General features: G+C 62.6%; 24 protein-coding genes. 13 read left to right on the top strand and 11 right to left on the bottom strand.

The genetic code is table 11. The annotated features are described in order from the left end of the window. Positions 1–22: 22 nt before the first annotated feature. From AB7I51_RS04960 to AB7I51_RS04940, 5 genes are all read right to left on the bottom strand, one after another. Positions 23–238 carry a hypothetical protein gene (locus AB7I51_RS04960; RefSeq protein ID WP_409979789.1) on the bottom strand — a complete coding sequence of 72 codons (216 nt, stop codon included), beginning with the start codon at positions 236–238 and terminating at the stop codon, positions 23–25. Between the two features lie 61 nt (positions 239–299). Then, positions 300–1,109, bottom strand: coding sequence for a formylmethanofuran dehydrogenase subunit C (locus AB7I51_RS04955; RefSeq protein ID WP_428403181.1), 810 nt, complete (start codon positions 1,107–1,109; stop codon positions 300–302). After that, the gene (fhcD, locus tag AB7I51_RS04950) at positions 1,106–2,014 is read right to left on the bottom strand and encodes a formylmethanofuran--tetrahydromethanopterin N-formyltransferase (protein ID WP_428403182.1); all 909 of its coding nucleotides are present in this window, start codon (positions 2,012–2,014) and stop codon (positions 1,106–1,108) included. The genes AB7I51_RS04955 and fhcD overlap by 4 nt, the downstream gene beginning before the upstream one ends. Beyond that, the gene (locus AB7I51_RS04945; protein ID WP_428403183.1) at positions 2,002–3,639 is read right to left on the bottom strand and encodes a formylmethanofuran dehydrogenase subunit A; all 1,638 of its coding nucleotides are present in this window, start codon (positions 3,637–3,639) and stop codon (positions 2,002–2,004) included. The genes fhcD and AB7I51_RS04945 overlap by 13 nt, the downstream gene beginning before the upstream one ends. Beyond that, on the bottom strand, positions 3,630–4,730 hold the full coding sequence (locus AB7I51_RS04940) for a formylmethanofuran dehydrogenase (protein WP_428403184.1): 1,101 nt from the start codon (positions 4,728–4,730) through the stop codon (positions 3,630–3,632). Before AB7I51_RS04940 ends, AB7I51_RS04945 begins: the two co-directional genes overlap by 10 nt. Before the next feature lie 345 nt (positions 4,731–5,075). Between AB7I51_RS04940 and pqqA the strand changes: the two genes are divergently transcribed. From pqqA to AB7I51_RS04920, 4 genes are all read left to right on the top strand, one after another. Further along, complete coding sequence (pqqA, locus tag AB7I51_RS04935; RefSeq protein ID WP_083481414.1) at positions 5,076–5,153, top strand: pyrroloquinoline quinone precursor peptide PqqA; 78 nt, start codon at positions 5,076–5,078, stop codon at positions 5,151–5,153. Between the two features lie 161 nt (positions 5,154–5,314). Continuing rightward, complete coding sequence (locus tag AB7I51_RS04930; RefSeq protein ID WP_428403185.1) at positions 5,315–6,352, top strand: cytochrome-c peroxidase; 1,038 nt, start codon at positions 5,315–5,317, stop codon at positions 6,350–6,352. A 199-nt stretch (positions 6,353–6,551) separates the two neighbouring features. Beyond that, positions 6,552–6,767, top strand: a complete 216-nt coding sequence (locus AB7I51_RS04925; protein WP_428403186.1) for a hypothetical protein — start codon at positions 6,552–6,554, stop codon at positions 6,765–6,767. Positions 6,768–6,811: 44 nt separating this feature from the next. Next, complete coding sequence (locus tag AB7I51_RS04920) at positions 6,812–7,435, top strand: Fic family protein (RefSeq protein ID WP_428403187.1); 624 nt, start codon at positions 6,812–6,814, stop codon at positions 7,433–7,435. A gap of 95 nt (positions 7,436–7,530) precedes the next feature. Here the strand turns inward: AB7I51_RS04920 and AB7I51_RS04915 are convergent, their stop codons facing one another. After that, positions 7,531–8,151, bottom strand: a complete 621-nt coding sequence (locus tag AB7I51_RS04915; protein WP_428403232.1) for a response regulator transcription factor — start codon at positions 8,149–8,151, stop codon at positions 7,531–7,533. Between the two features lie 103 nt (positions 8,152–8,254). On the opposite strand from AB7I51_RS04915, the gene AB7I51_RS04910 reads away from it, so the two are divergent. After that, positions 8,255–9,604 carry an ATP-binding protein gene (locus tag AB7I51_RS04910; protein WP_428403188.1) on the top strand — a complete coding sequence of 450 codons (1,350 nt, stop codon included), beginning with the start codon at positions 8,255–8,257 and terminating at the stop codon, positions 9,602–9,604. Here the strand turns inward: AB7I51_RS04910 and AB7I51_RS04905 are convergent. Next, on the bottom strand, positions 9,601–9,963 hold the full coding sequence (locus AB7I51_RS04905; RefSeq protein WP_428406123.1) for an STAS/SEC14 domain-containing protein: 363 nt from the start codon (positions 9,961–9,963) through the stop codon (positions 9,601–9,603). The genes AB7I51_RS04910 and AB7I51_RS04905 overlap by 4 nt on opposite strands. 235 nt (positions 9,964–10,198) lie before the next feature. On the opposite strand from AB7I51_RS04905, the gene AB7I51_RS04900 reads away from it, so the two are divergent. The 7 genes from AB7I51_RS04900 (at position 10,199) to AB7I51_RS04870 (ending at position 16,111) form a co-directional block, all read left to right on the top strand. Then, the gene (locus AB7I51_RS04900) at positions 10,199–10,930 is read left to right on the top strand and encodes a DUF1614 domain-containing protein (protein ID WP_428403190.1); all 732 of its coding nucleotides are present in this window, start codon (positions 10,199–10,201) and stop codon (positions 10,928–10,930) included. 69 nt (positions 10,931–10,999) lie between these two features. Continuing rightward, entirely contained in the window at positions 11,000–11,401 is a 402-nt protein-coding gene (locus tag AB7I51_RS04895) for an EF-hand domain-containing protein (RefSeq protein ID WP_428403191.1), read from the top strand. 66 nt (positions 11,402–11,467) lie between these two features. Next, complete coding sequence (locus AB7I51_RS04890; protein WP_428403192.1) at positions 11,468–12,646, top strand: ABC transporter substrate-binding protein; 1,179 nt, start codon at positions 11,468–11,470, stop codon at positions 12,644–12,646. Positions 12,647–12,789: 143 nt separating this feature from the next. Further along, on the top strand, positions 12,790–13,731 hold the full coding sequence (locus tag AB7I51_RS04885; RefSeq protein ID WP_428403233.1) for a YVTN family beta-propeller repeat protein: 942 nt from the start codon (positions 12,790–12,792) through the stop codon (positions 13,729–13,731). A gap of 172 nt (positions 13,732–13,903) precedes the next feature. Beyond that, positions 13,904–14,650 (top strand): ATP-binding cassette domain-containing protein, encoded by a 747-nt coding sequence (locus AB7I51_RS04880; protein WP_428403193.1) that lies wholly within the window; start codon positions 13,904–13,906, stop codon positions 14,648–14,650. Next, positions 14,647–15,474: an ABC transporter permease gene (locus AB7I51_RS04875; RefSeq protein ID WP_428403194.1), complete on the top strand. Its 828-nt coding sequence runs from the start codon at positions 14,647–14,649 to the stop codon at positions 15,472–15,474. Before AB7I51_RS04880 ends, AB7I51_RS04875 begins: the two co-directional genes overlap by 4 nt. 34 nt (positions 15,475–15,508) lie before the next feature. Next, positions 15,509–16,111 (top strand): class I SAM-dependent methyltransferase, encoded by a 603-nt coding sequence (locus AB7I51_RS04870; RefSeq protein WP_428403195.1) that lies wholly within the window; start codon positions 15,509–15,511, stop codon positions 16,109–16,111. Positions 16,112–16,121: 10 nt separating this feature from the next. Here the strand turns inward: AB7I51_RS04870 and AB7I51_RS04865 are convergent, their stop codons facing one another. The 4 genes from AB7I51_RS04865 to AB7I51_RS04850 all read right to left on the bottom strand — a co-directional run bounded on the left by AB7I51_RS04865 (position 16,122) and on the right by AB7I51_RS04850 (position 19,011). Further along, a complete protein-coding gene (locus tag AB7I51_RS04865) occupies positions 16,122–17,027 on the bottom strand; it encodes a hypothetical protein (RefSeq protein WP_428403196.1) in 906 nt (301 codons plus the stop codon). Between the two features lie 174 nt (positions 17,028–17,201). Beyond that, the gene (infC, locus tag AB7I51_RS04860; protein WP_428403234.1) at positions 17,202–17,741 is read right to left on the bottom strand and encodes a translation initiation factor IF-3; all 540 of its coding nucleotides are present in this window, start codon (positions 17,739–17,741) and stop codon (positions 17,202–17,204) included. A 170-nt stretch (positions 17,742–17,911) separates the two neighbouring features. Continuing rightward, complete coding sequence (locus AB7I51_RS04855) at positions 17,912–18,790, bottom strand: alpha/beta fold hydrolase (RefSeq protein WP_428403197.1); 879 nt, start codon at positions 18,788–18,790, stop codon at positions 17,912–17,914. Further along, entirely contained in the window at positions 18,787–19,011 is a 225-nt protein-coding gene (locus AB7I51_RS04850; protein ID WP_428403198.1) for an FmdB family zinc ribbon protein, read from the bottom strand. The genes AB7I51_RS04855 and AB7I51_RS04850 overlap by 4 nt, the downstream gene beginning before the upstream one ends. A 142-nt stretch (positions 19,012–19,153) precedes the next feature. Here AB7I51_RS04850 and AB7I51_RS04845 point away from each other — a divergent pair, with 142 nt between their 5' ends. Beyond that, positions 19,154–20,893 (top strand): acyl-CoA dehydrogenase, encoded by a 1,740-nt coding sequence (locus AB7I51_RS04845; protein WP_428403199.1) that lies wholly within the window; start codon positions 19,154–19,156, stop codon positions 20,891–20,893. The last annotated feature ends 105 nt before the right edge of the window (positions 20,894–20,998 follow it).

Raw genomic sequence — 20,998 nt, 5'->3', positions numbered from 1 at the left:
AGACGGCGCCCGAACGCCTCGATCAGATCTTGTCGCCTTCCGATCCCGGCCGGGCGCAGCGCCATTTGGTGACGGTCAGTTGCGGGTGTTCGCCGCACCACTGAGCGATATAAGGCATCGCCTGCATCATGCAATTGTTGGTCGAGCCCGTGGCGGATTCGAGAACGATTTTGCGTTCGTCGCAGGCGGCGGGCTGCGCCAGCGTACAGACGGTAAGGATGAGTTCGACGAAATTCATCGCGATCTCCTTGCTAAGCGCCCGCTCGGCGGACGTTTGCTTCTAGCAAGGGTAATGCCGGTCAGTCGGGCGTCAATATCTCGCCCTTGCCATAGACCGCCGTGTCGCCGCCATAGCGGCGCAGCTTCTGCGACAGGAGATCGGCCACCGCGGCGCTGTGGTCGCGCAGGCTGCGGGCGAAAAGCCGCGCGAACGTCAGTTCATGCGCGCCGCAATCGACATAGGTGGAACCGAAGCAGCCGCCGTGCGCGAGCGCGATCGAGCCGCGCTTGTTGAGATAGCCGATCCGGCCCTTGGCCTCGCCCAGGCAGATTATGGTGCCGGCGATGACGCGGGCGCCCAGATCTTCGCCGGCGTCGCCCTCGATGACGATAATGCCGCGACGCAGCCGGTCGCCGGCGCGTTCGCCAGCCTTGCCGCGCACGATAATCCGGCCTCCGGCCATCCCGGCGAGTTCGCCGGCGAGCGGCCCGGCGAGAAAGTCGCCGGCGTCGCCCTTGATCTCCAAATCGGCGCCGAGATTGCCGGACGCCGCATGCGGTCCAGCGCTTCCGGCGACAGTAATCGAGCCGCCCTTGGCGAGACGGCCGCATTGCGCGCCGACATCGCCTTCGACATGGATCGCGAAGCCGGGCAACAGTTTCGCGCCGAGAAGATCGAAGCGCGACGAGCCGCCCTCATAGCGAAGATTCTTCAGATCGCCTTCTGAAATCTTGAAGAGGTCGCCGACTTTCGTCGAAATGCGCGTCACGCCGAGTTCGATCTCTTCGATCTGCGCGATGGATTTGCCGGCGAGACGATCGGGCGTCAACGGGGCAAGATCGACGCGCTGCGGCGGCTCCTGGCGAAGCGTGAAGGTAAAGGGCTTCACGGCAGCAAATCCTTCAGATGATAATGGAACGGGCCGAGCTTGCCGCCGTAATTACCGGCGCCGACGCGCTTGGCGCCCTGCTCCGGCCCCATCTCGATGATGGCGCGCAGCCCCGCGCGCATCGCCTCGCTCACGGCGTTGTCGGTCAGCCCGTCGATGACGATTTCGAGCACGCAGCCGATATCTTCGTCGAGCGCGCTCTTCGTCACCCCGCGCAAGGTCGGACAGTACGCGTCATTGGTCGAGGCGCTCATGCCCTTATATTGCGAGCCGACCTTGGAGCCCGAGCGCACGATGCCGCCAGGGAATGGCGCGATCGCGTCGGCGACGCCGTCGATCGCCGAGACGGCGGCCTCGGTCGCGCGCATGGTCTTGTCCCAGTCGGCGCCCATGATCAAAAGATTGCCGCCGCCGACGGATTTCTTCGTCAGCCCGACCTTGCCCTCGCAGAAGAATTCGCCGTCCATCACCGGCACGCGCCAGTAGCGCCTTCCGTCGACGACCTTGGACATCTGCCATTTGTCGCCGAACTGGCGCACCGCGTCGCCGACCTTGATTTCGAATTCGCCGACGACCGTCGAATAGACCGCCGAGCCGGGACAGGTCAGCACGCATTGGCCAAGTCGATTGACGAGCTGCTTCTCGGCGTCCTTCGACGACATCGCGAAGAGCAGCGCCCGCACGCCTGGGCGCCCGTCCGGCGTTTCCTCAGGCGGCACTTCGCGATCGATGCCGGCCTCGCAGCCGCAGCCGATGACGGACGTGGCGAAGCCCGTCATCGTCAGCCCCGCTTGCCGCGCCCATTTGGCGTTCGGCGCGGTGATCAGAATGCCCGTCCCGCTCATCGGGAAGGCTTCGGCGAAATTGTCGTCGATCCTTACGCCGTTGCGAATTATATCCGGCATGGAACCTCCGCGAAGGCGTCCTTATGCGGCAGCGCGGCGTCGGGCACGTCGAAAATGCTGCGCGGCAGGCCGTAAAGATCGTCGTAATAGGTATCGAGGCGCTTTGTAATCTGTTGATCGTAGCGCGGGCGAATATGCAGCGTTTTGCCGCGCGTATAATGCGAGACTTCGCCGTCCCGCACGACGAGATGGCCGTCCTTGAACACGAGGGCCGCGCGGCGGAACATGCCGGCGACGTCGCGTCCGGGCTTATAAACCGCGATATCGGCGACGGCGCCGGCGCCAAGCCGTCCGCGATCTTCGAATCCAAAGAGCTTCGCCGCGCCGGAGCGGCTCATCTGAGCGATTTCGTAAAGCGTATATTCGCGCGAGAGCGACGGCAGCGTGGTGTGCTCCAGAACCTCGGCCGGCAGGCGCGAAAGATACTCCGCGCGAAGATCCGCGCTCATCAGCAGCGCGAACAATTCTGGATAGGTGGTAAACGGACCGCCGTTGGGATGGTCGGTGGTGAAGAACACCTGCTCGGGATTTTCAATCAGCAGGAAGAGCTCCAGCCCCGCGGCCCATTGAATGGCGTTATAGTAGTTCGAAATCTTGTAGACGTATGGAACGATGCCGCCGCCATTGGCGTCGCCGTCGAAGATCGCGCCCTTTTTCGGGATCGCGCCGGGCAGGCTGTTGAACTGTTTCAGAACGTCCGACGAAATCGTCACCGTGTCCGAGAACATCACCTGACCGACGTCGACGCTGACATTGGGATTCGCGTTGATCTTCTCGGCGAAGAGCGCGCCGGCCGACGAGAAGCCGTTCTTGCCTTCCTTGCCATAGGCGTAGAACTGCACATGGGCGAGATGGAGCGGCAGGCCCTGCGCGGCGTCGATGGTCGCGAGCGCCGTATCGATATTCCCGGCGATCCCGAGATTGTTCATATGGAGATGCAGAGGATGGGCGATGCCCACCGCCTGGGTCGCCTTCTGCAGCGATTGGAAAATCTGGCGCGACGTCAGCCCGTAAAAGGGCACGACATCGTCAAGCCCGAAGGCGCGCATGTTCTCCTTGAAGGCGTCGACGCCGCCGGGATTGATGCACTTTAATCCGAGCGAACGGGTGTTCTCGACGGTCTGCGCGACATAATCGTTTATCGCGCCGTCCTTCTCGCCGTCGCGCAGCATGCCGAGCAGAAAGTCGTCATTGCCGAGCACGGTGAGCGCGCCCTTGTCGATGATCGGCACATCGTTGAATTCGAGATGGGTCTGCAAGGCGTGATGCGGCGCCATCGCCGGCTCGACGACGGTGGTGAAGCCCATCTGCGCATAGATACGCCCGATCTCATAGCTCGACCATTTGGCGGTCGACAGCGGCGTGCCGGCGAGCCGCGCGCGAATCGCGCGATGCAGTTCGGGCAGCAGCAGCCGCGCCGTGTTCACATTGCCGCCGGCGATGTGCGAATGAATGTCGATCGCGCCGGCCATGACGATATGGCCTGAGACGTCGATCTCCTGATCGGCGCTGCGGCCTTCGGGACGCTCGACGATGCGGCCGTTTTCGAACCAGACGTCGCCGATCGAATCCTGGCCGGTCGCCGGATCGACGATATGGCCGCCGCGCAAAACTGTCAGCGCCATGCGCCCTCCGAAACTTCCGCCATGATGGCGCCGATCGCCTCTGCGACGCTCGGCGCGTTGGTCAGCGAGCTTGCTTTACGCAGCGTCATGCCGCCGGTTTCCTGGCTCATCAGCACCGAATCATGGGTGACGCCGGGCTGACCGACCTCGATGAAAAGCCCCCGCGACGGCGCCGCCGAGGCCGGCACCAGCGTGATGAGCGGAATGTCGGCGCGGGACCAGGCCGGCTGCTCGCCGTCGAAAGCCGAAATCCACAGCGCCGCATCGGCCTCGCCGCTGTCGACGAGCCGCGTCGCTTCAAATCGCCATGGGTCATGCTCCGGATAACCGCGGCCAAAGCCGGTGCGCGGCGGAAAGCCGGTCATCCAGCCGGCAGCCTGCGTCACGCCGGAAGCGCCGCTGCGGGCACCGATATGAACGCCGGTGAAGCGCGTCGTGGCGTTCAGCTCGATCACCAGTCCCTGCATCATCTCGATCGCCAGCGGATCGAGCGTGGACGCCGACCAGACGAACACGCCAAAGCGCGCATTCTTGAGCGTCTCGACGAGGCCGTCGATGAGCGTGACTTTTTCGGGATCGAGCGTGACCGGCCGTCCGCCGAATCGGGCGCGCCATGCCGCGAGCACGCCGCAAAGCTCTTGCGCTGAAGCCGGGATGATCTTAGCGCCGGGAACGGCGCTCGCTTCGCCGCCTTCCGGCCCGACCCAGATCACCTTGCGAGGCTGCTGCGCCTGCGCGCCACGACGTGGCGTCTGATCAAGCGCGAGACGCTCCAGCATGCCGGGCCAGGCCTGCGTCAGGCCGGGGCCGATGAGCACAACGCAATCGCTGCGTATGCGCGCCTCATTCGCCGTCGTCGTGAACATGCCGAAGGTGCGTTTGACGTCGATGTCGGCCAGCGTCTCGCGCGACGCCAGATGGTCGAAGGCGCCCTTCAGCCGCTCGGCCAGAAGGATCGCGGCGCGCGCGCCGGCGATGTCGGCGCCGAGGCCGGCGATGAGCGGAAACGCCGCGCCATTGAGAATTTTAGCGGCATGCCGATAGGCGTCGTCAAGCGCTATCGCCTTGCCGTCGAGCGTCGCTGTCCCCATCCCTACCCCGATTTGCGACCTGCCCCGGCCACGCTAAAAATCGTGTCGGCCAATTGAGCGCTATCCATTTGTTTTTTAGCGCCTACTCGCCGAGCCGGGCGGCTCCTCCCGCGTTTCGCTATGCCTAGCAGCCGTCACGTCGCCTGTCGAGACGTTCGACCGCGTCATTTGCATCAGCGGGCGCGACGGCAGTTTTTGCCGGGGCTGCTGAAGAAATCCATTGTGCGCCGCATCCCATTTGCGCGGCGACGGCGATCATGTTAAATGCTGCGCCGAGCTTAAACCTGCGGGCGCACACCAACATAAGCAGGACAGAGCCAAAGAGAGTCCCAAACGGAGGAAAAAATGGCCTGGACGACCCCCGTGATTGTCGAAGTTTGCGTCGGCATGGAAATCACCAGCTACGAGTCCGCCGAAATCTAAAAGTCGGCGCGGTCTTCGCCCCGGCGAAGACGCCAAAGAATTCCCGAATCGAGCCGGCAGGAAGAGCGCTGCGCAAAGCGGTTGTGCTTTTCGAATTGCCGGCTCGAATCGTTTTTACGGCGATACGGCGGCGCGGCTGGCCGCCAGCGGGAGGCCTCAAAATGCGTCATTCTTCTTTTTTCATCATTAGCGCCCTCATCTTTCTCGCCGCGACGACCGCCAGAGCGGAAAGTCCGAACGCCAAGACGCTCCTCGCCGACGCGAAGCAGAATTTCCAGCCGATCGCCGTCCCCTTCCCCGTTAATGATTCCGTAGCGGCCGCGCGCGTCGAGCTTGGTCGACGGCTGTTTTTCGAGAATCGCGTGTCGATGGACGGCAATGTCAGTTGCGCCCATTGCCATCCGCCGGAGAATCAGGCGAGCGACGGATTGCCAAAGGCGATCGGCGTTTTCGGCAAGGAGAATCCGCGCAACGCGCCTTCGGTATTTAACGCCGCGCTGAATTTCAAGCAGCATTGGCGCGGCGAGCGCGAGTCGCTCGAAGACCAGGCGGAAAAATCGCTGCTCGGCGCCGCAAGCTTCGGCAATCCCGATCAAGCGACGGCGATGAGCAAGCTCAAGGCGATTCCCGCCTATGCCGACGCCTTCGCCAAGGCGTTCCCCGGCGAGAAAGACCCGATCAATTCGAAGAATTGGGGCATAGCGGTCGGCGCCTTCGAGCGCACCTTGCTGACGCCGTCCAAATTCGACGCATTCCTCGCCGGCGACGTTTCGGCGCTGTCGAAACAGCAGCAAGCGGGCCTGCGCAAATTCATCGATTTCGGCTGCGCCTCCTGCCACAACGGCCCGGGCGTCGGCGGCAATTCCTTCCAGAAATTTGGAGTGGCCAACGATTATTGGAAGGAAACCGGCGTCGCGACGCCGGACAAAGGCCGCGCCGACGTCACCAAGAACGACGCCGACCTTTACGTTTTCAAGGTCGCGAGCCTCCGCAATGTCGCGAAAACGGTGCCCTATTTTCATGACGGGTCGGTCGACGATCTGACCAAAGCCGTCAAAATCATGGGCAAGACGCAGCTCGGAAAGGATCTGTCGGACAAGGACGCGGCCGACATCGTCGCCTTTCTCGGCGCGCTGGCCGGTCCCGTGCCGGCGAATTATTCGCCGCTCGAGCCTTTCCCCGACGCAGAGGGAAAGTAGGCCGCGTCCCTCTCCCGCTTACGGGAGAGGTTGGCCCCGCGAAGCAGGGTTGGACGTCCGTATAAGTCGGACGGAGCGCCAGTTTCATGTTATCATTATATTAAAAGTGAAGAATTTTTCTCCAACAGCGGGAACGACACTTGCTGGAAACCGTTTCAGTCGTAATGGTTCGCCGAACACAGAATCAGGGGGAGAATCAATGGCTGAGCGCAAGTCGGCTTTGAACCGAGCGCCTCAACGCCCAACACTTGAACGTCTTCTGGCAGAGGCAAAAACGGTTCATGTCACGGAAGCCATGCTTCGTGAACAGCGAGCAAGCTTTGTGTATGGAAATGCCCCAAAGGGGTCGCGTATTACTAAAGCGTCGGCGATCGGCGCGGTCGATCGCGTTCGTCTGAAGGCCGAAGCCGAATAGGGCGTGGGTGGGTCATCCCGCCTCGTCCACGAAAGGCTTTAAATATGTTCGTATTAGAGCAAGAAGACCAAGAATTATACGACAGAATACAAGAACAAAAGCTGAATAGGCAATATGAGTTATTAATTAACTGCATCGAAATAGGGCTAATGAAAGGGCCTGTTGCGTTTGATAAATACATGCTGTGGGCGCTAAACCACGTGGCCGTAGCTAATATCTCTCAGTTTGGAGGAAGATTTAGGAACGAACCGATTTACGTAGGAGAGCATAAGCCGCCGCATTTTAAGGATGTATCAGATTGGATGGATCGGTTCATTTCAACTGTGCAGGAAAATTGGTTCATCTGGACAGCTACTGAGTTGGCTGCATATGGGCTTTGGCGGCTGAATTGGATTCATCCGTTTATTGAGGGGAACGGCCGCACAGCGCGAGCGGTTTGCTATTATCTCCTTTGCGCTCGATCCGAAAAGCTATTACCAGGCCGCAAGATCGTTCCCGAGCGCATCAAAGAAGACAGGGCCGGCTACGAGGACGCATTAAAACATGCCGATCGCGCATGGGACGATGGGCACCTCGACTTTACCAAAATGGAAGAATACCTCGCCGCACTTCTTCAGGCCCAACTTGAAGACGACGGGTTGCCTTATGAAGGCGCATCATCCGTCTAAAATTTCAAACTGATTTGCTATCCGGGAGACGGCCCTCATCCGTCATCACTTCATGACGACACCTTCTCCCGCAAGCGGGAGAAGGATCGTATCCCTCATGTCAGCTTCTGTTCGAGCGCGATGCGCATCAGCTCCATCGGCGTGCGGGCGCCGAGCTTTCGTTTCATGATCGAGCAGCTGTTGGCGATCGTCTTGTAGGAGACTTGCGTCGCGTCGGCGATTTCCGCCATGCCTAGCCCGCGTCCGAGCATCCGCAAAATCTCCAATTCTCGCGCGGTCAGCGCCGAAAGCGGACTGGCGGCCACGCCGCTCTTTTCGAAGGCGAGTCGGTTGGCGATTTTGGGCATTAGAAAAACGCCGCCCTTGGCGACTTCGCGCACCGCCGTCAGCAAGAGATAGGGGTCGTCGTTCTTCGTCACATAGGCCTTGGCGCCCATCTGAATCGCCCGCGCCGCGAAGATCGGATCGTCGTTCATGCTGAAAATGACGATGCGCGCGCCTGGATCGGATTCCAGAATCCGCCGCGTCAGTTCGAAGCCCGAAACGCCCGGCAGGCCGATGTCGACGACCGTCACATCGGGCTTTTCCGCCGTGAAGACGGCAAGTCCCGTCTCCGCGTCGCGCGCGTCGACGACGTCGATGTCGCCCTCGCCGACGAGCATCGCCGCGCAGCCGGAAACGATGATCGGATGGTCGTCAACGATGAGAACGCGCATATTCGAATTGGCTCCACGAACCCTGGTCTGCTGAACCGGCGGCAAGACATTGACGGCATTGGGACCTTTCGTAAAGTCGCGCGCTTCTCTAGAAAAATGACCCATGCTTCGAAGGCTCTCGCTTCGCCTTCGCCTCTCGCTGCTGCTCGGCGCCGTGCTCGCGCTGGGATTGGCGCTCGGCGTCGGCCTGCTCCTCTTGCACGCCGGCGCGCGGGTTCGCGCCGAGGTCGACGGCGCGACGCGACTGGCGCGCGATCTGGTCGAAGCGACATTGCCGCGACTCGACGCCGCGCCAGATCCGCAGGCCGAGATTGCGCGACTTCTCGCCGACGTGCGACGGCTGCGCCATATACGCGTCGCGCTCGCCGGAGAGGAAACGCCCGCGAAGGGAGATGTCGATCGCGCGCCGCAATGGTTCGCGCGGCTCGTGCTGCCGAACGCCGCCGTGACGCGCATCGAAACCGGCCATGGCTTGATCCTGATCTCTCCCAATCCCGCGGATGAGATCGCCGAGATTTGGCAGGAGATCGTCTGGCTTGCGATCGGCGGCGCTGGAATCGCGGTCGCCGCCTTCGGACTTGTCTCGCTCGCCGTATCGCGAACGCTGCGCCCCGTCGCGACTCTCGCCGATGGCCTGCAGCGTCTGGAGCGCGGCGAACATTCGGTGCGTGTTCCCGCCGACGGCTCGCCGGAATTCATCATCATCGCGGAGCGGATCAACGCGCTGGCCGCGACGCTGCAACAGCTCGACGATGAAAATCGCCGGCTCGTGCGGCGCATGATCCAGGTGCAGGACGAAGAGCGCAAGGACATCGCGCGCGATTTGCATGATGAGATCGGTCCCTTCCTGTTCACTATCCGCGCTGGAGTCGGCGCGCTGGCGCGCCGCGCCGCCGCTCCAGGCGCCGAGCCGGCGCGTCTAGCCGAAGATTGCGCGCGCATCGATGCGCAGATCGCCGCTTTGCAGCAGGTCAACCGGCGCATTCTCGGGCGGTTGCGGCCCGCCGCTCTCGAAGAGATGGGACTCGCCGACGCCTTGCAGGCGCTGGCGCAGGGCTGGCGCGAGGCGAACCCCGGCGTCGCCATCGCGCTTTCGCTCGACGGCGCTTCCGGCGAGCTCGAAGAGGGAATCGCGCTTACCGCCTATCGCATCGTGCAGGAAGGCCTTGCCAATGCGCTGCGGCATTCGGGCGCCGATCACGTCGATGTGAGCGTCACGCGCGCCAACAGCTCCAAGGGCGCCAAGGGCGCCTTGCATATCGTCGTGCGCGACAATGGGTCCGGCTTCGACGCGACGCGCGATCCTTCGTCGAGGGGCGGACTCGGGTTACGCGGCATGAGTGAAAGAGTCGGCGCGCTTGGCGGCGCGCTCGCGCTGACGAATGACCCGCAAGGCGGCGCGCGGCTTACCGCGTCGCTGCCGCTGCGCAGTGGCGCCACGAAGGAGCGTTAAGCCGTAATCCAGGCGCGCGCCGCATCGGCTTGCGACCCTGGAAACAGCTTCATTTCGCCGGGCGTGATGAAGCTGAAAAGCTGCATCGTGTGTTTGATCCAATCGACGTCAGTGACAAGCGCGATTCGCTCCCAGCGGGAAAGATGTCCCATTCCGACCTTAAAATCCTCGAACATTGCGCCGGGATCGATTCCCAAGAAATCGGGCGCAATCTCATAATAGATCCTGACCTTCTCATGTTTCTTGAGCGCATCCTCGACCGCGGGAACGAGGACAGAGTCATAATCCGCCTTGGTCACGCGCCCACTGCAGAGAATTGCAACAACATTCTCGGGGAAGTTCGGCAGCTGCTCGATCACCGGCATTCTCCTCAACTGTAAGCGGCGGGCGAGCGTGAAAAGCTTGCCGCCATGCATCAACTCTGAGCTGGACGGCCCAAACCTTAACTTGGGCGAACATCCTGTCCGGAAAAGCGACGCAGTAATCTTTGTCGCCCAAGGCCACGTCATTGGCCTTTCGGATTGGACTGCATCTCGGTCGCACGCCCCCTATATGGGGTTGCGGCGCCTGATCGTACGCCCAGGGAGGCCGCGCGTGTATTCGCATCAGCTTCATTATCTTCCGCTGCCGCCAATCGTCTACGCGGCCCTGCTCGGCGCGCTGGTGGCGCTCTTTGTGCTGATACAAATCGGCGTGCTCAGCTACGCCTACGGCCGCATCGGCCTGAGCTCCACATCTGCGACGCTCTTGTTGCTCGCTTCGCTACTCGGCGGCTACGTCAACATACCGATCGCGCATTTCGCTAGCGAGCGCGTCGTGCCACAGGAAGTGATCGACTTTTTCGGAAGGCGCTATGTCGTTCCCATGGTCGTCGACTGGCCGGGCATGATACTGGCGGTCAATGTCGGCGGCGCCGTGATTCCGTTTTTCCTGTCGCTCTTTCTGCTCGCCCGCAATCGAATCTGGATTGTCGGCGCCGTGGCGACGGCGATCGTCGCTCTGGTCGTCCATCTCCTGGCGCGGATCGTGCCGGGCGTCGGCATCAGCGTTCCGATCGTGGCGCCTCCGCTGCTCTCGGCGGGTCTGGCGCTCTTGCTGTCGCGCGACCATGCCGCGCCGGTCGCCTATGTCAGCGGCAGCCTGGGCACGCTCATCGGCGCCGATCTGCTCAATCTCGACAAGATGCGAGAGATCGGAACGCCTATCGCCTCGCTTGGCGGCGCGGGAACCTTCGACGGCATATTTGTCACGGGAATACTTGCCGTGCTAATCGCCAGCCTGCCGCTACGCCGGAAACCTTCCAATATATCACACGCGCCGCAGTAATTCGGCCCTAGCCGGTTCGACGCGGCCCGCGCTATATTGGTCCGATCGGCTTATTAAGGGGAGTCGTAAATGAACAAGGCATTGCTGCTCGGCGCGCTGGCGCTCGCCGGCGTCATGGCGCCGCCGGCCACGTCCGCGCTCGCGAAGGCGACCGGCCCTGCCGCCGCGCTCGACGCCGACAATAACGGCATGATCGACCTCAACGAAGTCAATAACCACGCCACGGAGCTTTTCACGCGCCTAGACAAGGATTCGGATGGGACCGTCGACCTAAAAGAGATGAAGGGTCGCGTCTCGAAAAAGGAATTCGAAGCGGCCGACCCCGACAACGACGGCACGCTCTCGAAGGACGAGTTTCTCATCATGATCAGCGGCATGTTCAAGGATGCGGATCCCGATAATGACGGCGCGCTCGACGCCGACGAAATCGCGTCCAAGAACGGCAAGGCGCTGCTGCGCGTAATGCGGTGACAAACGAGGGCGCGCGGGAGCGCCGAGCAACTTGATCCCGCGCGCCAAAGCGGCCATTTAGGCGACATGAAAAGCTTGCTCGCCGCCTTCTGCTTGCTGCTTCTCGCCACGCCGGTCGCGGCGGAAACGCTAAATGTCAAAGTCGGCGTTCTGCGCGAAGCGCATTCGCGTGAGACCCTCTCCATTCTAGATATTCCCGCCGCCGACGACACGCTCGCCGGCGCCCTGCTCGGCGCGGCCGACAACAACACCACGGGAAAATTCACCAACCAGACATTTGAGACGATCGGCGCCAGGCTCGAGGAAGACGACGATGCAGTCGCGGCGCTCGACACGCTGATCGACAAGGGCGCGCTTCTCATCATCGCCGACCTCTCGCCCGAGCGCCTGCTCGCGGCCGCCGAGCGCGCCAAGATGAGGGGCGCGCTACTCTTCAACGTCTCGGCGACGGATGACAGGCTGCGCGAAGAGGACTGCCGCGCCAATGTCATCCATGTCGCGCCGACGCGTTCGATGCTCGCCGACGGGCTGGCGCAATATCTCGTCTGGAAGCAATGGCGACGTTGGCTGCTCTTCAAAGGATCGCATCCGAAAGACGAACTCATGGCGCAGGCGTTGCGCAACAGCGCCAGGAAATTCGGCGCGAAAATCGTCGACGAACGCGTCTATGAAGACACCGGCGGCGGACGGCGCAGCGACTCCGGCTCGGTGCAGACGCAGCGGCAGATTCCGGTCCTGACGCAGGACGCGTCTGCCTATGACGCGCTCCTCGCCGCCGATGAGAGCGAGGTGTTCGCCAATTATCTTCCCTATCGTACCTGGGATCCGCGCCCGGTCGCCGGCTCGGCCGGGCTGATGCCGACGAATTGGGATCCGGCGCATGAACAATGGGGCGCGCTTCAATTGCAGAATCGCTTCATCCAGACGTTCAGACGTCTGATGAACGCCCGTGACAATGCGGCCTGGCTCGCCATGCGGATGATCGGCGAAGCCGCGACGCGCACCGCCTCGAACGACCCAGAGAAGCTGCGCCTCTACATGCTCGGCAAGGATTTCTCGATCGCCGCCTTCAAAGGCGTGCGGCTGACGCTGCGCCCGTGGAACCTGCAACTGCGCCAGCCGATACTTCTTTCTGACGGACGCATGGTCGTCTCGGTTTCGCCGCAGGAAGGCTTCCTTCATCAAGTCAGCGAACTTGACACGCTGGGAACTGACCAGCCGGAGACGAAATGCAAATTGAAGTGACGAACGCCCCCTCCCCAACCCTCCCCCGCTGTCGCGGGAGAGGGACCAGATTCGGCCTCTCCTTCCTTTTCGCGAAACGCCGATCGTTGGCGTCCCCTCTCCCGCGAAGCGGGGGAGGGACAGGGTGGGGGCTCGGCGTCGCGATACTGTTCGCGACACTGATCACGCCCGCTCACGCCTACACAGTCTATGTCAGCAACGAGAAGGGAAATTCCATCACCGTTATCGACACTGAGAAGCTCGAAGCGACGACAACGGTGAAAGTCGGCCGGCGCCCACGCGGCATTGAACTCAATAAGGACGGTTCCGAACTTTACATTTGCGCCGGCGACGACGATGCGATTCAGGTGCTCGACACGAAGACGATGAAGATCACCGGCAAGCTGCCGTCCGGCCCCGATCCCGAGCTTCTGGCTCTCAGTCCCGACGGCAATATCATCTATGTCTCGAACGAAAACGACAATCTCGTCACGCTCATCGACGTGAAGAAGAAGGAGATGGTCGGCGACATTCCGGTCGGCGTCGAGCCTGAGGGCATGGCGGTCAGCCCCGATGGCAGGCTGCTGGTCAACACTTCGGAAACCACCAATATGGCGCATCTCATCGACACACAGTCGAAAGCGATCGTCGCCAATATTCTCGTCGACGGCAGACCGCGTTTCGCCGAATTCAAGAAGGACGGCTCGGAGCTCTGGGTGTCGTCGGAAGTCGGCGGGACGGTCGCCGTCATCGATCCCGTAAAACGTGAATTGAAGCAGAAGATCAGCTTCGAGATTCCGGCGATGTCGAAGGAGGCGATCCAGCCGATCGGCATTTCAATTACGCGCGACGGAAAGCGCGCCTTCGTGGCGCTTGGCCCGGCCAATCGCGTCGCGGTGATCGACGCCGAAACCAAGAAGGTCGAAAAATATCTGCTTGTCGGCCAGCGCGTCTGGCATCTCGCCTTCACACCCGATGAAAAATATCTGCTCACCGCCAATGGCGTCTCCAACGACGTGTCGGTGATCGATGTCGCATCGCTCAAAGTGGTGAAGTCAATTCCTGTCGGCGCCTTTCCCTGGGGCATCGTCGTGGCGCCGCAATGAGGTTGGCTCTTCCCGCCTGTCGTTCCCGACGCGCGAAGCGCGATCGGGAATCCAGAGCCTCTTTTCGCGAGACGGGGCGCGGCCCTGGATTCCCGGTCGCGCGCATTGCGCGCGCTGGGAATGACACGCTCTGCGACGCTTCTGGGCTGGCATTGGGTCTGGAGCGCACGCAGTGACCCCCGCGCTCGCAATAAAAAACGTCAGCCATTCCTACGGCGCGCGCAAGGCGCTTGACGACGTGAGCTTCTGCGTGCCGCCGGGCAGTTTCACCGTTCTTCTCGGCCTCAACGGCGCCGGCAAGAGCACGCTGTTTTCGCTGATCACCCGGCTCTACGCGGCGCGTCACGGCGAGATCGATATTTTCGGCCATAACGTCATGCGCGAGCCCGGCGCCGCGCTGCGCCGGCTTGGCGTCGTGTTTCAGGCGCGCACGCTCGATCTCGAATTGAGCGTGATGCAGAATCTCATCTACCACGCCGCCTTGCACGGCATTGGCCCGATCGAAGCGCATCGCCTCGCGCAAGCGGCGCTGGCGCGCGCGGGACTCTCAGACCGCGCGAAGGACAAGGCCCGCGCCCTGTCTGGCGGACAGATGCGCCGCGTCGAGATTGCCCGCGCTCTGCTGCATGATCCGCGGCTACTTCTGCTTGACGAACCGACGGTCGGACTCGATATCAAGGCGCGCGCCGATCTTCTCGCGCTTGTGCGAGGCCTTGTGCAGGAAAAGACTCTCGGCGTCTTATGGGCGACGCATCTCATCGACGAAATCGGCGACGGCGATCAGGTGGTCATTCTGCATCAGGGCAAAGTTCTCGCGACCGACCAGGTTCAGGCGATCGTCGCCGCGCAAGGCGCCATGAACATTGGCGACGCCTTCACACGCATCACTGGCGCCGTCCAGGAGAGGCTTTCGGCATGAGCGAAATCGCCGCGCCCAAGGGCTTCGCCTCCCGCCAATATCTCATCTGTCTTTCGGGCGTGGTGTGGCGCGAGGGCCTGCGCTTTCTGCATCAGCGCGAACGCTTCGTCTCGGCGCTGGTGCGCCCGCTTGTCTGGCTCTTCATCTTCGCCGCGGGATTTCGGCAGGTGCTCGGCGTGTCGATCATCCCGCCCTACGAAACCTATGTGCTCTATGAAGTCTATATCGCGCCCGGTTTGATGGCGATGATCCAGCTCTTCAACGGCATGCAGTCGTCGCTCTCGATGGTCTACGACCGCGAGATGGGCAATATGCGCACGCTGCTCGTTTCGCCCTTCCCGCGCTGGTTTCTGCTCGGCTCGAAACTTCTGGCCGGCGTCGCCGTCTCGATTCTGCAGGTCTACGCCTTTCTGTTGATCGCCTATTTCTGGGAGATCGAGCCGCCCACCAAATGGGGCTATCTGACCGCGCTGCCGGCGCTCGCGCTCAGCGGGCTGATGCTCGGCGCGCTCGGCATGTTGCTGTCGTCGCTGATCAAGCAGCTCGAAAATTTCGCCGGCGTGATGAACTTCGTGATCTTTCCGATGTTTTTTGCGTCGTCCGCGCTCTATCCGCTGTGGCGCGTCAGGGAGTCGAGTCCCTGGCTCTATTACGTCTGCGAAGTCAATCCGTTCACTCACGCAGTCGAACTGATCCGTTTCGCCTTTTACGAGAAAGTCGCATGGACATCTCTTGCGATCGTATTCGTCTATACGAGCGTCTTCCTTATCGCGGCGATCCTTGCCTACGATCCGGCGCGCGGCATGCTGATGCGGAAAGGATAGAATTTCCTGCCATCTTTCGGCGAAAGGCGAACTCATGAGCGGTGGCGCCGATCGCATCATCGGACTTTATCGGCGCCACGCCCGCTTATGGGCGCAACGCCGGGATGATCGGCTGATCGAGGCGCATTGGCTCGACCGTTTCAGAGAATTACTGCCGGCGCGCCCGAGCGTGCTCGATCTGGGCTGTGGCTCTGGCAGGCCCATCGCCCGCTACCTCATCGAAAACGGATGCGACGTGACCGGCGTCGACTCGGCGCCTGAGATGATCGCTCTGTGTCGGGAGAACTTGCGTCAAGGCGACTGGCGCGTCGCCGACATGCGGGCGCTCTCGCTGGAGCGCTCCTTCGACGGAATCGTCCCCTGGGACAGTTTTTTTCACTTGGGATTCGACGATCAGCGCCGGATGTTTCCGATCTTCGGCGCGCACGCTTCGCCCCGCGCCGCATTGATGTTCACCAGCGGACCGGCGCATGGCGAGGCGTTTGGTCAATTCGAAGGCGAGTTGCTTTATCACGCCAGTCTCGCGCCCGAGGAGTATGTATCGCTCCTCGACTCGAATGGTTTCGAGGTCATGAGGCATGTGGCGGACGATCCAAGTTGCGGCCGTCACACTGTCTGGCTGGCGCGGCGACGATGAACTCCGCCCCTTATTTCTTGGCGTCCTTTTTCGCGTTCTCTGCCGCGAGCTCTTCAGCGACGCCCGGCGGCAGCTTGACGCCCGAGGCGAGTTGCGCGCCGAGCGCGATCGCGCGGGCCTCGGTCAATCGCAAGGCGCAATAGCCGAAATCCGGCTCGCGCGCATAGGAGCGGCAAACTTCCTCGCGCCAGGAGGAGAAGCCCGCCTGCTCCTTGACGAGGAAGTTGCGTATCGGCTTTTCCTTCTTGTTACGGTCGTAGAGCTCGCGAAACGTATTGCGAACCGTCTTCTCGACACGGGCGCGGGCGCCGAGCATTTCTTCGCCCTTCTTGGGATCGATTTCGTCGACGCCCATACCCCAAAGCCCTTCGGGATCGGCGCGGCACTCCGCCTGCTTCAATTCGCAGGCCTTGCCCTCATTGGTGACGAGGATCGCGCCATCGAGGACGCTGAAGGCAAAGGGACAGGGGGGAAAGGCGATCTGATAGCGACGCAGTCCAGTGTCGCTCTCGAGCGCCGCGAGTTTGAGCGGCATGCCAGCGACCTCGACCCGGCAGGATTCGCCCGAACGCCGCAAATCATCGCCGACAAGCGTGAGTTTAGCGACCTGCAGTTCGGCGCCGGCTCGGGAGAATTCGATGGCGCTCCCCTCGCCGTCGCGCTTGAGAGTCTTTCCGACGATCGCATCTTCGGCAGGCGCCTTCGGCATGATTGCGGGCCCTGCGGCCGCGCCCATCTCGCCGCCGACGCTTTTTTTCTTCGCGCCGCCGGCGACCGTCCCCTCCGGGCTCGGCGCCACCGCTCCGGGGAGGACAATCTGAGCCCTGGCGATGGCGACGCCGGCGGCGATGAGCGCCGCTGCGCCAAAAATGCCGACGCGGCGCGCAGCCAAAGTCCGAAATCCAGATTCAAACATGGCGATCGCCATCCCCCGGCCGCAGCCCGGCCCCAGCCCTAGAGCGCGTTGTGAAAAAGTGGGAACCGGTTTTTCGCGCATAACGCGCTCTAAACTTTTGAGATCGATCACGTTATCTGCATTTTGGCGATTTCGCCAAAATGCAGATAACGTGATCGAGCGGCGAGGCGCGCGCTATCGAGGCGCGAGCACCATCACCATCTGCCGTCCTTCCATGGACGGTTCGAGTTCGACCTTGGCCAGCGTGGCCGTTTCCGCCTTTACGCGCGACAGCAGCCGATAACCGATATCCTGATGCGCGATTTCGCGACCGCGAAAGCGAAGCGTGACCTTGACCTTGTCGCCTTCTTCGAAGAAGCGGCGCACCGCTTTCATTTTGACGTCATAGTCGTGGTCGTCGATGCCGGGCCGGAGCTTGATTTCCTTGACCTCGACCACTTTCTGCTTTTTGCGCGCCTCGGCGGCCTTCTTCTGCTCGGCGAAGCGGAAACGCCCGTAATCAAGAATTTTGCAGACGGGGGGAGTGGAATTCGGCGCGATCTCGACGAGATCGAGCGCCGCTCCTTCGGCCATGGCCAGCGCCTCCGGCAATTGGATGACGCCGTGATTTTTCCCCTCGGAATCGATTAGCTGCACTTCTCGCGCGCGAATTTCCCGATTTATGCGCGGCCCTTCCTTCTGGGGGGCTGCGACGCTCTTCTGTGGACGGCGAATGGATCATCTCCTTCTCTTGGCCAACAGCCGGCCGCAGAGCGATAGGCGCAAAACAGCGACCGCCGGACTCGCAGGTCCGGGACCATGGTACAGATTCCCACGCCAGCGCGCCAAGTCAACCGTTCGACGCTCCTGGACGCCGCTTTTTGCGCAGCGAGCGTCGAATATTGTTACACAAAGCCCAAAATCAGCGCGTTAACCTTTTCCGGCGCGTCCTCCGGAGTCCAGTGCGACACGGCGGGCAGCCGTTCGATTCGGAGATTGCGAACGTAGCATTCGAGGCCGTCAAGACAGGCGACGCCCAGCGCCGCGTCACGAAGTCCCCAGATGACCAGCGTGGGCGCATCGATCGGCGAATCGAGGTCCTCCGCTTCGAGAATCTCGCGCCCCGCCGCGCGATACCAGTTGAGCATCGCCGTCGCCGCGCCGGGCGAAGCGACATTGGCGCGATAAAGGTCCATCGCGTCTTTCGAGAAGACGCCTTCGCGGCTGGCCGCCGACCATCGCATTAGCCGCTCGGCGAAGGCGCCGCCGCGCGCGGACAGGAGCCGGTCGGGCAGCCAGGGCAGTTGAAAAAAGGCGGCATAGGCGGATTTGAACTTCTGCCGCCATTGCTGTTCGAGCGCCCGTCGAAAGCACAGAGGATGCGGAATATTGATTACGACGAGCGCGTCGATCGGACGCAGCCGGCGTATAGCGACGACCCAGGCAATGAAGCCGCCCCAATCATGGCCGATGAGTGAAACCGAGGCGGGACGTGCGGCGTCGATCAATCCGGCGACGTCGCCGGTCAGCGCCTCGAGCGAATAGGCGTCTTTTTCTGAGGGGCGGGCAGTCGCGCCATAGCCGCGCTGATTGACGGCCCAGACGCGAAATCCCGCCGCGGCGAGCGGACCCACGAGATGGCGCCACATGATGGCGTGCTGGGGAAAGCCATGCAGAAGCAGCGCGAGCCGGTCGCCCGCGCCAGCTTCGAAAACCTCGAATTCAATGCCATTGGCTGGAACGATGATGCGACGCGCCCCGAGAAGGGTCGCCGCCGACGTCACATCTGTCCCGCGAGCGCCGGGCAACTCGGACAGGGCGCGCCGCCGGACATGGCGGCGCAGCTTTCCCCGGACTCGCCGCCCGCCGCGGGACGCGCGATCAACGACAGCTGGCGCTCGACATGGGCGCCGCCGCAAGCCGGGCATTCGGGCGTTTCGTCAAAACGCGACAGGGTCTCGAATTCATGCGCGCAATCATTGCAGCGATAGGCGAAAAGCGGCATTAGCCCTCTCAGGCGGCTCATCGGATGGATGAGCGATTTTAACGGTCCGCTCGCCCGGCGCAAGCCGCGTCGGAGAAGCGCGCCGACCCTGCCCTCCCGGCACGCTAAATTCCACGCATCGATTCGCATCAAGGACCTTCGGATGACTTACCGCGCGCCGCTCGACGATATTCTCTTCGCGCTCCGCCTCGCGGCCGGCGAAGGCGCGATCGAGCCGGACGGCGCCTATGGCGATATTGCCGAAGGGGTCGCCGAGCAGACGCTGACCGAGGCCGCGAAATTCGCCGAAGAGATTCTGCTGCCGCTCGACAAGATCGGCGATCGCGTCGGCGCGACATACGCCAATGGCGCGGTGACGACGCCTCCCGGCTGGCGAGAGGCGTACGCCCAATGGAAAGAAGGCGGCTGGAACGCCATCGCGGCCGGCGCGGATTATGGCGGTCTCGACCTCCCCGCCCTGCTCAACGCCGGCTGCACCGAGATTTGGAACGCGGCGAACATGGCCTTCGCCATCTGCCCGCTGCTCGGCCATGGCGCGATCGAGGCGATGGAGGCGCATGCGAGCGATGCGCTGAAAGAGGCCTATCTGCGCAGGATCGTCAGCGGCGAATGGACGGCGACGATGAATCTGACCGAGCCCGGCGCGGGATCGGATCTCGGATTGATGCGCACGCGCGCCGAACGCGCCGGCGACGGCTCCTACCGCCTCTTTGGCCAGAAGATTTTCATCACCTATGGCGAGCACGATCTCGCGCCCAATATCGTGCATCTCGTGCTCGCGCGTCTTCCCGACGCGCCCAAGGGCACGCGCGGCATCTCACTGTTTCTGGCGCCGAAATTTCTGCCCGACGAGGCGGGCGCTTTCACGCGGCGCAACGATGTGCGTTGCGCGGGCATCGAGCACAAGCTCGGCATTCACGGCTCGCCGACCTGCACCATGATCTATGGCGATGAAGGCGGCGCCGTCGCCTATCTCCTCGGCGAGGAGAACAAGGGCCTCGCCTGCATGTTCACGATGATGAACAACGCCCGCCTCGCCGTCGGGCTGCAAGGCGTCGCTCTTGCCGAGCGCGCGACGCAGATGGCGCTTCACTACGCCCGCGAGCGTAAACAGGGACGCGCGCCCGGCGCCAAGGAAGCGAGCGCGATCATTGAACATCCTGATGTCGCGCGCATGTTGCTGACCATGGCCAGTTCGACGGTCGCCGCGCGGGCGATCTGCTGTGAGACGGCGGCGTCCATCGATCGCGCGCGCCGCGAAAGTGACGCTGCCCGCGCAACGGCGGCGCATGAGCGCGCGAGTCTTCTCACGCCGGTCGCCAAGGCGTTTTCGACCGATATCGCCAATGAGGCGACGTCGCTCGCCATCCAAATCTTCGGCGGCATGGGCTATATCGAAGAAACCGGCGTCGCCCAGCTCATACGCGATGCGCGCATCTGCGCGATCTATGAAGGCACGAATGGCATTCAGGCGATCGATCTCGTCACGCGCAAAATCCGCGACAGCGACGGCGCGGCGCTCGCCGCCGAGGCCGAGGACATGCGCGCCATCGTGCGCGACGCCGAATTTTCGCAAGAAGCGCTGCGCGAAGCAGTCGAGGCGCTGGCGCGGGCGAGCGAATTTCTGACGAAGACGGAAGCCGTCGCCGCGCTCGCCGGCGCGACGCCCTATCTGCGGCTCTTCGCGCTGGCGCGCGGCGCGACGCTGCTGGTGAAGGGCGCGAAGGCCGCGGCGAAAGAGAATAATCCCAGCGCGGCGCGCTACGCCGCGCTCGCCCGCTTCTTCGCCGATCATCTCGCCGTCGCCGCGCCAGGCTTAGCGAAGACAGTAATCGAAGGCGACGCGTCGGTGAATGAATCGCATGCGGCGCTTGGGGAATAAGGAAACTCCGAGCGCCATCCAACGACGTCATGGCCGGCCTCGTGCCGGCCATCCACGCCAGGACATCGCCGAACGATCGTCAATGGACCGTGGCGGCGATGCGTG

It is taken from the genome of Methylocystis sp. (assembly GCF_050246715.1).
Lineage (GTDB): Bacteria > Pseudomonadota > Alphaproteobacteria > Rhizobiales > Beijerinckiaceae > Methylocystis.
Note: the sequence above shows the minus strand (reverse complement) of the source record. Positions and strands in the feature narration are given on the sequence as shown.